The sequence below is a fragment of the Kribbella caucasensis genome (assembly GCF_004361855.1).
GTDB classification, from domain to species: domain Bacteria; phylum Actinomycetota; class Actinomycetes; order Propionibacteriales; family Kribbellaceae; genus Kribbella; species Kribbella caucasensis.
This window is the reverse complement of sequence record NZ_SNWQ01000023.1, coordinates 104,504-114,116: the sequence shown is the minus strand read 5'-3', so window position 1 is coordinate 114,116 and position 9,613 is coordinate 104,504. Positions and strand designations below refer to the sequence as shown.

Genomic DNA, 9,613 nt, shown 5'->3' with positions numbered 1-9,613 from the left:
CCCGATCGACCCGCTCCACACCCTGCATGCCAAAACCCTCTCAGCACGCACAGCAGACACCGCGACGACACGCGGATTATTCAGCGGCCTCCTAGCGGATTCCGTAGAAGCGGTTGAGGGTCTGCGTCACGCCGACCCCGTTCGCGTCGGTCAGCTCGACCTTCAGGGTGACGAAGTCCGTGGCCGCCGTGTTGTCCACGGACGCGACCACCTTCTTGCCGTCGTTCGTCACCGGTACGTCGACCCAGGTCACGCCGTCGTCGTACGAGGTCCAGGCGCGAGCCGTCGTCAACGACCCGGGTTGGTACCACTCCCCCGATGAAACGGTCACCGAGACCGGATAGTCCTTCACCCGCGGCGCGCGATCGTTGGCGTCCACCTCGAGGTCGTAGTCCGGGAACAGCAGCGGCAGCGCACCCGACGCGGTCGACGATGACGTGAACCGCCAGCGCGTCTCCGCGTTCGCCGGCGACTCCCACGAGTAGTTGCCGCGCTGCCACCGCAGCAGGTTGTAGACCAACTCGAACGACGTCGACGAAGCCGGCACGTCCCACCAGCCCTGGCCGTAGTACCCGTACTGCCCGAGCGACACCCCGTCGGCGAACAACTCCGTGTTCCCCAGATCCAGGAATCCCTGCCAGGCGAAGTGTCCCGCCTCCGTGTCCGCCCAGGCCGGGAAGTTGGACCAGATCGCGTTCCCCTCCCGAGCCGCCGGTACGACGGCCGTCCCGGTCGTCTGGTCGCGCACCATGCCCGGCCGCAGCCCCGCCTTGTACCAGGTCTCCCGGTGATGACTACCAGCCCGGTACGCCTTCGCGGTCGACGTCATCAGCGTCGCGAACGGCCAGGCCATCGCGTCGGAGTGCCCGACCATCTGGCTCATCTTCGTGTCCCGCTCGGCGGTGACGAGGTGCTCGACCCGACCCGGCGCCGCGACCGATCGGCGAGGACCGACCGGGATCAGGCTGAGGCTCCACGGCCGCCACGCGTCGACGTACTCGGAGTAGGTGTAGGCCTTCCCGGGTGTGTTGTACGTCGCGTCGATCGTGGCGAGCTGACGATCCCGGACCCGGTGGACCGTGTCGCCGTCGATCCGGCGGCTGTGGGTGAAGGCCAGGCTGTAGAGGTACGGCGAGGGCGCGGCGGCGGGTGATCCGAGTTGCCAGCCCTCGACCACCTCGAACGTCCCGCGCCGGGCCCGCGTCTTGGTGTCGGCGAGGTAGATCGCCTTCACGGTCGGGCCGAAGGAGCGCGAACTCGCCAGCACCCAGCCGTCGATCACGCGACCGTAGCTGAGGCTGCCGCCCCGTCGCTCGGCCGGCCGGTCGGTGCTCACCTTGGTCTGCGCGGCCCGGCGGGCGTCGTACGTGATCGTGGTGTTCTTGGTCAGGGTGATCTCGGGATCACCGAGGAAGGCGTACGACTCGACCAGGCCGTCGGCGCCGTCGGTCGCGACGCTGGCCGCGAGCGAATACGTGCCGGCCCGGAGGTGGAGGGTCTGGTCGGCACCCTCGAAGCCGATCCGCTGCGCCGCGATGCTGTCCAGGTCGAACACGTCGAGGAACGTGATCGACGAAGCCGGCTTGCCGTTGCGGTCGATCAGCTTGACCGTCACGTCGACGTGCTGTGGCTCGAGGTAGAAGCCGATCGGCGTGACCACGGTCCGGCCGTCATTGCCGGTGGCAACCACGCGCGCGCCGATCGCGCCGTACAGGCCGTAGTCGAGCTTGACGGACGGGTCGACGATCAACGGGAGGCTGGCCGACTTGCCCGCCGGGACGGTCAGGCTGGTCGAGCCCAGTTTCAGCACCGAGCGCGGCAGGGTCTTGCCGTTGTTGCCGCGGGCATCGGTGCTGAATCGCAGCGTGACCGCCTTGCTGCCCGTGTTGGTGTAGGCGAGCTGCTTCGTCACCTTCTCGGCCGGCGTGTGCGGCCAGGCAAACGTGCCGACGTCGGTCGTACCGGGACCGGTCACCTGCTGAGTCACCGCGTTCGCGAGGTCGAGCTCGCCCGCGCCCTGCTCGTAGATCCCGGCGCTGGTGGCCGAGCGGACCGTGTTCTGCAGCGCAGCCTTGAGCTGTACGCCGGTCCAGTCGGGGTGCTGCTGCTTCAGGATCGCAGCCGCGCCCGCCACGTGCGGCGTGGCCATCGACGTGCCATTCATGTCCGTGTACGCCGAGTCGCCGCGCCCACCCGCACGAGCCGCGGTGATGTCGACCCCAGGCGCGGCGATGTCCGGCTTGACCGTGTGCGCCGTCATCACCGGGCCACGACCAGAGAAGTATGCCGTCGAGCCGGTCAGGTCCGTCGCGGCCACGGTCAACGCGGACGGCGCGCAGCCCGGGCTGGTGATGGTCTCGCTCGGCCCACCCAGGTTGCCCGCGGCAACGACGAAGAGGACACCCGAGGCGGCGCTGATCCGGTCGACGGCCATCGCCATCGGGTCGGTGCAGTCGACCGGCTCGGAGGTGCCGATGCTCATGCTGACCACATCGGCGCCTTCGGCAACGGCCCACTCCATCCCGGCGATGATCCAGGACAGGTCGCCGTTGCCGAAGTCGTTCAGTACCTTTCCCGAGAGCAGCCGGGCACCCGGTGCGACACCCTTGTTCCTGCCGTCCGACGCGACACCGCGGCCGGCGACGGTCGACGACGTGTGGGTGCCGTGGCCGTCGTGATCAGCGGCATCAGGGCTGTCGGTGAAGTTCATCTCCGCCTTCACCGCCCCGGCCAGATCCGGGTGCTCGGCATCGACACCGGTGTCCAGTACGGCGACCGTGGTGCCGGTCCCGTCGAATCCGGCCTGCCACGCCTGCGGCGCCCCGACGTACGGGACGCTGTGGTCGAGGGTCGACTTCACCTTCGCGTCCAGCCAGATCTTGTCCAGCTCGCGCCCGGCCGGGTCCGTGGGAGTGGTGAGCGCGGACCAGGTGTCGTGCGCCTGCGTCTTCTCGGTGCGCAGTGCGGCCGCACCGACCGATGGCAGCGACCGCGTGCGGGTCGCGCCCTTCGGCACGGGCTGCTGCGTTGAACGCGCGGTTGCCTTGTACGTCGTGATCACCGGGATGCGGTCGGTGCTGGCGTCGTCGAAACCCTGCCGGATCAACGCGCTCACGTTGAATAGCGCCTCGTCGACCTTGCCGCGCTGGACGATCCGGGCCGCGCTGTCAGGTACGACGTACAGGTCCTTGCCGACCGTGCGGGTCTCGTATCCCGCAGCTGCCGGGTCGACGGGCACGAAGCGCACGTTGGAGCGCCCTGAACCGGCCGGGGTCAGGTAGACCTTGTCGCCGGTGAGCAGCGTGATCGTCTTGGCGCTGTCGACCTGGACAGGCAGGGACGGCGCGGTTGTCGAGGCGGCGGCCGCCGGCTGCGAGATTGGGGCGGCCGCGGCGGGAACCAGGGATGCGGTGGCAAGCAGAACGGCTGCGGCGGGTCGGCCAGGAAGCGGGGAACCATCGGTGGACCACCTTCGGGAGGGCGGAAGTGCTGCCCGACAGTCCATCGCAAAACCGCCAGCCAGACTCGGCCCGATGCTGGCAAGATTGCGACAATTCAGGAATCCGCCAGCGGGAGACCGCCGATCAGAGACCGTCAGGGAGGCACAGTGCTCGACGTGCTCGGACTCCAGGACTCCGAAGAACTCGCCTACCGCGCCCTCGTCGAGGTGCCCTCGTACGACGCCGCCGGGCTCGCCACGCGCCTCGGCTGCCATCCGATCGAGGCAGCCCGGTCGCTGGCCGCGTTGGAGTCCCTCGGCCTGGCCGCGCGCTCCAGCGGCAGCACCGACCGGTACGTCGCCTCGCCGCCCTCGGTCGCGCTGGCCGCGTTGGCGGTGCAGCGCGAGGAGGACCTGCGCCGGGCCCAGCGCGAGATCGAGTCGCTCAGCGAGGTCTACCGCGGCACGGACACCGAGCGGTCGGTCAGCGACGTGGTCGACGTGGTGCGTGGGGCGAAGGCGGTCGGGCAGCGCTTCGCACAATTGCAGATGTCGGCCCGCGAGGAGGTGCTCGGCTTCGTCAAGGCCGAGATCGCGGTCGTCCCGCCGGAGGAGAACACCGAGGAGGACGCTGCCGTCGACCGAGGCGTTCGGTACCGGGTGATGATCGAGCGGAGCGCCTTCGACCGGCCCGGGTTCTTCGCCGCCGCGGCCGACTCGTTGCAGGCCGGCGAGGAGGTCCGGGTGGTTCCGGAGCTGCCAATCCGGATGCTGATCGTGGATCGGCGGATCGCGCTGGTGCCGTTGGTGTCGGGTTCGGAGCGCAGTATCGGCGCGCTGATCGTGCACCGCAGCGGCATGCTCGACGCGTTGATCGCCCTGTTCGACCGGGTCTGGCGAGACGGGCTGCCGTTGGTACTCGGGGCTGACGGAGTGGTCGAAGGCGACAGTGGAGACGGGCCGGCTGAGCTGGATGCGCGGATCCTCGGGCTCTTGCTGGCCGGTCTGACCGACCAGGCCGTCGCCAACCAGCTCGGGCTCAGCATGCGCACGGTCCAGCGACGGGTCCGCGCGCTGATGGATCTGGTTGCCGCCGACACCCGCCTCCAGTTGGGCTTCCACGCCGCCCGGCGCGGCTGGATCTGAGTCACGGCCAGGGTCGAGCCGGGGTGATCCCCCTTCCGGTGGCGACCCAAGTACCGCAGACTCGGAGGCGTCGAAACGGCCATCTGGGGAGGCCGCTGATCAGCCAGGAGGGGCGATCGGCTATGGAGGGGTACAGCGAAGGCACTACGTCTGTGGTGCGTGCCGAGGACCTGGTACGGGTCTATGGCGCAGGTGATACGGAAGTGCGCGCGCTGCGCGGGGTCAGCGTCGACATCGCGCCCGGGCAACTGACCGCGGTGATGGGGCCGTCGGGCTCGGGCAAGTCGACATTGATGCACATCCTCGCCGGACTGGACAAGCCGACCACGGGCTCGGTCAAGATCGACGGCACCGATATCACCACGCTCGGGGACGACGCCCTGACCCGGCTGCGCCGCAAGCACATCGGCTTCATCTTCCAGTTCTTCAACCTGCTGCCGATGCTGACCGCGCGCGACAACGTACTGCTGCCGCTGTCGATCGCCGGGCAGAAGCCGGACGAGGAGTACTTCACCGACCTGATCGACCGGGTCGGTCTCGCCGATCGGCTCACGCACCGCCCCGCCGAGTTGTCCGGCGGCCAGCAGCAGCGGGTCGCGATCGCCCGCGCCCTGGTCTCCCGGCCGACCGTGATCTTCGCCGACGAGCCGACCGGCAACCTGGACTCGCGCACCAGCGGCGAGATCCTGGAGCTGATCCGCGCCTCGGTGGACAAGTACGGCCAGACCACGGTGATGGTCACCCACGACGCCAAAGCCGCGGCGATGGCCGACCGGGTGCTTTTCCTCGCCGACGGCGAGATCGTCAAGGAGACCGGCAAGACCAGCCAGCACGAGATCCTGCGGATCATCGACACGCTGGACCTGTCATGATCCGGTTCGCGCTGCAGGGCATCCTCGGCCGCAAACTCCGGACCGCGCTGACCGCGATCGGCGTCGTCCTCGGCGTGGCCCTGGTGTCCGGCACCTATGTGCTGACCGACTCGATCTCGTCCGCGTTCGACTCGATCTTCACCGAGAACTACAAGAACACCGATGCCGCGATCACCGGCAAGTCCGCCATCGATCTGAGCCAGGACGAGGCCGCCGGGGGCGTCGCCCCGCCGTTCGACCAGTCGCTGCTGGCGAAGGTGCAGGCACTGCCCGAGGCCGGGGTGGCCGAAGGCGGCGTGTTCGGTGAGGCGCAGCTGATCGGCAAGGACGGCAAGACCATCGTGTTCGGCGGGGCGCCGAACCTCGCGTTCAGCGTGACTCCGGACCGGCCGGAGTTCAACACGCTCGCGCTGGTCAGTGGCGCCTGGCCCGCCCCGGGCGAGGTCGTGATCGACACCCAGACCGCGGAGAAGAAGGGCTTCCAGGCCGGCGAGACCATCGGTGTCCAGGCTCGCGGGCCGATTCAGCGGATGCGGATCTCGGGGCTGGTCGAGTTCGGTCAGGTGTCCTCGATCGGCGGCGCGACGCTGGCCGGGTTCGACCTGCCGACCGCGCAACGGCTGATGGACAAGGAGGGCAAGCTCGACCAGATCCTGGTCGCCAAGAAGGACGGCGTCTCCGAACAGCAGCTGATCGACGCGATCCAGAAGGTCCTGCCGGAGGGAACGCAGGTCCGCACCGCCGAGGACCAGGCGACCGCGGATGCCGAAGGAACCAGCGGATTCCTCGACTTCTTCCGGACCTTCCTGCTGGTGTTCGCCGGGATCGCGTTGTTCGTCGGCTCGTTCGTGATCGCCAACTCGCTGTCGATCACGATCGCGCAGCGAACCCGGGAGTTCGCCACCCTGCGGACGCTCGGTGCGTCCCGCCGCCAGGTGCTCAGCTCGGTGGTCCTGGAAGCGCTGGTGACCGGCCTGCTCGCCTCGGTGGTCGGGTTGTTCCTCGGGCTCGGGATCGCCACCGGCCTGTTCAGGGTCTTCGATGCGGCCGGACTCACGCTGCCCAACAACGGTCTGGTGTTCAGTACCCGCACGGTGATCGTGGCCTTGATCGTCGGCGTTCTGGTGACCCTGCTGGCGAGCCTGCGACCGGCGTGGCGGGCGACCCGCGTGCCACCGATCGCGGCCGTCCGGGAAGGCGCGACGCTGGCCCCGACCCGGTTCCACCGGTTCCGGCCGGTCGGCGCTGCTCTGCTCGCGATCGCCGGTGTCGCGCTCGTGGTCGTCGGGTTGTTCGTGGACGGACTCAGTACGACCACCGTGCTCAGTTCGCTCGGCGTCGGCGTACTGCTGATCTTCATCGGAATCGCGCTGTTCTCGTCCCGGCTGGTGCGCCCGTTGGCCGCGTTCTCGAACCCGGTCGCGCGCTGGTCGGTGCTGATCCTGACGGTGCTGGCCTGGCCGTTCTTCTCGTTGCCCTACTGGCTCCTCCGCCGAGGCGTTTGGGGCCCGGGGTCGAGCGGACGGCGTACGGCTGGATTTGTCCTTGGTGCTGTGCTCAACCCGGTGCTGCTGCTGATCGTGCTGATCATGGCGGTACGACGCCGTGCCGGTTCGTGGCAGCCGGAGTGGCCCGCCGACTTCCCCGGCGTACTGCCGGATCGGCCGGCCACCGAGATCGGCGGCCAGAACAGTAAGCGGGATCCGCACCGGACGGCGTCGACCGCGGCCGCCCTGATGATCGGGCTGGCGCTGGTCACTCTGGTCGCGACGCTCGGGGCCGGCATCATCAAGCCGTTCGAGGACGCTGTCGACCGGATCTTCAGCGGCGACTACGCGATCACGGCGCAGAACAACTTCAGCCCGCTGCCACCCGCTGTCGCCCAGGCGGCCGCCGCGGCGCCGGGTGTCACGTCGGTGTCCAGCGTGCGGGGCGGACAGGCCCAGGCTTTCGGCGAGACGATCTTCATCACCGCGGTCGACAGCCAGGCGGCCGGCGTCCTCAGCTTCGACTGGCAGGCCGGCTCGCAGGACGTACTGGGCCAACTGAGAGCCGACGGCGCGGTCGTCGACGAGACCTACGCCAAGGACCACAACCTGCAACTCGGCTCGTCGTTGCCGCTGCAGACCGCCGGCGGCAAGACCCTGCCGCTGAAGGTCGCGGGGATCTTCAAGCCGCCGGCCGGTGGCTCGCCGTTCGGCAACGTGACGATCTCGACCACCTCGTTCGACGCGACCAACCCGCAACCGCTGAACGTGTACTCGTTCGCCAGCATGCAGGGCGGTGTCACCGCGGCCAACACGGCGGCACTGGAACAGGCGCTGGCGACGTTCCCGAACGCGAAGGCGCAGACCCGCGAGCAGTTCAAAGACGCCCAGTCCGACGGCATCAGGGGCCTGCTGAACGTGCTCTACGTGCTGCTGGCGCTGTCGGTCGTGGTCAGCCTGTTCGGGATCGTCAACACATTGGTGCTGACCGTTTTCGAACGGACTCGCGAGCTCGGCATGCTGCGCGCGATCGGGTTGACCCGGCGGCAGGTGAAACGGATGATCCGGCACGAGAGCGTGATCACCGCGCTGATCGGCGCCGTCATCGGGATCCTGCTCGGACTCGGCCTGGCCCTGCTGCTGGCCGCCCGGCTGGACGAGGTCAGCTTCGCGGTACCGACCGGTCAGCTGATCATCTTCGCCGCGGTCTCGGTCGTCGTCGGCATCTTCGCGGCGATCTGGCCGGCCCGGCGCGCGTCCCGGCTCAATCCACTGGAAGCCTTGCAGTATGAGTAGTTCTGCTCAGGCTGGGTGATCTGGCGCGCTGCTAGGTTCCCGGCTGTGGACCGCCGCATGGTTGCCGCATTGGCTAGTTTCTGTTTGCTGACTGGGTGTTCGACAGTCGACTCCGCTGACATCCGGACCAGCGGGATGACCGCCCATCTGACGGTCAGCGTGCCCGAAGACGGATCCGCCGCGGTCGTGAGCGGGTCGTTGCGGGTCGGCACGTTGACCTTCGTGGAGCTGGGTGACGGGGAGACTTTGACGGCATCCAGTGGTGGGCAGACAGCGACGTTGAAGCGGGGGCGGTTCGGGGGTTCGACGAGTTACAGCGCTCGACTCGACGGCGTGACGAAGCCTGGGACCGAGATCGTGTTCGCCTTGCAGCGCGGCGGTGAGGACGATTCGGCGCCGCGGTCGACGGTGACGTTGCCCGAGCCCGTGCGGTTGACGGCGCCGGCCGCCGGTACGTCGTACTCGCGGCGCTCGGCAGACATCGGCGTGCGGTTCACCAGCGGGTCGGCCTCGACCGTGCTCACCTGGGCCGGGGAATGTATCGAACCTGGCAGCCTCGAGCTCGAGCCTGGTCGAACCTCAGCGACGATCAGCCGCGGGTCGATCAAGCCCACCGGCCGGCCGTCGACTGGAACCACCACGTCCCCCGCCGCATCTCCCGGCACGTGTCAGATCGCCATCACCGTGACCAGGCGATCTGACGGCACTCTGGATCCAGCCTTCAAAGACGGCTCCATCCGAGCCGAATCCCAGTCCACCCGCCAGCTCACCTCAGCCCCCTAACCGCCCGCATCCCCCCGCACCCTGGTGCCCTCGCACCTGCACCCGCACCCGCACCCGTCGGGAGCTTGAACAAGAAACCGGGACCGTCGACCCGCTGCAGCTAGTTCAAGGCCACCAGTTGTTGTTCAAGCTCCCGCCAACCGGCCCGCCCGAGGCGGCCGGGCGTATGGCGGCCACGCGAATGGCAGCCGGGTATGTGGCGGCCGGGTGCGCAGGGCCGCCACAGGACAGCACCCGGCCGCACCTCACTGGACGGATCGTCGGCTGGGTGAGGTGCGACGCAACCGGGGGGTGGCTGCGCGAATGTCGGGCGCTGGTCATCCGATCGTGGTGGTGGCGGGCGGCGGGGAGTCGGCGGCCGGCGTGGGTGTGGGCTGGTTGTCGGCCCAGGGGTCTGGGTAGTCGGCGACATCCCGGCGCAGTTGGTCGGCCCATGTGTTGCCGAGTGGGCGTGCGGCGTTGCCCAGTGGATGAGCGACTCCACCGACGGCGTGGCCTGTCGACCCGGGTGCCTGGATGCCGGTCCGGCCGGGTGCTGGGCGGGTGGCGTCGGGTGTTTCCACGCCAGGGTCGGGTGGGGCGACACCAGT

General features: G+C 69.1%; 6 protein-coding genes. 4 read left to right on the top strand and 2 right to left on the bottom strand.

The genetic code is table 11. The features are described 5' to 3' along the window. Positions 1–91: 91 nt before the first annotated feature. Entirely contained in the window at positions 92–3,505 is a 3,414-nt protein-coding gene (locus EV643_RS35465) for a S8 family serine peptidase (protein WP_166665695.1), read from the bottom strand. Positions 3,506–3,607: 102 nt separating this feature from the next. Between EV643_RS35465 and EV643_RS35460 the strand changes: the two genes are divergently transcribed. The 4 genes from EV643_RS35460 to EV643_RS35445 all read left to right on the top strand — a co-directional run bounded on the left by EV643_RS35460 (position 3,608) and on the right by EV643_RS35445 (position 9,023). Then, positions 3,608–4,585 (top strand): helix-turn-helix domain-containing protein, encoded by a 978-nt coding sequence (locus EV643_RS35460; protein ID WP_133804575.1) that lies wholly within the window; start codon positions 3,608–3,610, stop codon positions 4,583–4,585. Positions 4,586–4,707: 122 nt separating this feature from the next. After that, positions 4,708–5,457, top strand: coding sequence for an ABC transporter ATP-binding protein (locus EV643_RS35455; protein ID WP_133804574.1), 750 nt, complete (start codon positions 4,708–4,710; stop codon positions 5,455–5,457). After that, complete coding sequence (locus tag EV643_RS35450) at positions 5,454–8,240, top strand: ABC transporter permease (RefSeq protein WP_133804573.1); 2,787 nt, start codon at positions 5,454–5,456, stop codon at positions 8,238–8,240. The genes EV643_RS35455 and EV643_RS35450 overlap by 4 nt, the downstream gene beginning before the upstream one ends. A gap of 135 nt (positions 8,241–8,375) precedes the next feature. Continuing rightward, positions 8,376–9,023, top strand: a complete 648-nt coding sequence (locus EV643_RS35445; RefSeq protein WP_133804572.1) for a hypothetical protein — start codon at positions 8,376–8,378, stop codon at positions 9,021–9,023. Between the two features lie 317 nt (positions 9,024–9,340). Here the strand turns inward: EV643_RS35445 and EV643_RS44425 are convergent. Further along, positions 9,341–9,613: hypothetical protein (locus EV643_RS44425; RefSeq protein ID WP_238166030.1), on the bottom strand; the 273-nt coding region annotated here is incomplete at its 5' end.

What these genes read in the sequence shown, in the direction of transcription:
- EV643_RS35465 (WP_166665695.1), bottom strand. Translation starts at nt 3,505, where the DNA reads ATGGACTGTCGGGCAGCACTTCCGCCCTCCCGAAGGTGGTCCACCGAT.
- EV643_RS35445 (WP_133804572.1), top strand. Translation starts at nt 8,376, where the DNA reads ATGACCGCCCATCTGACGGTCAGCGTGCCCGAAGACGGATCCGCCGCG.
- EV643_RS35455 (WP_133804574.1), top strand. Translation starts at nt 4,708, where the DNA reads ATGGAGGGGTACAGCGAAGGCACTACGTCTGTGGTGCGTGCCGAGGAC.
- EV643_RS35450 (WP_133804573.1), top strand. Translation starts at nt 5,454, where the DNA reads ATGATCCGGTTCGCGCTGCAGGGCATCCTCGGCCGCAAACTCCGGACC.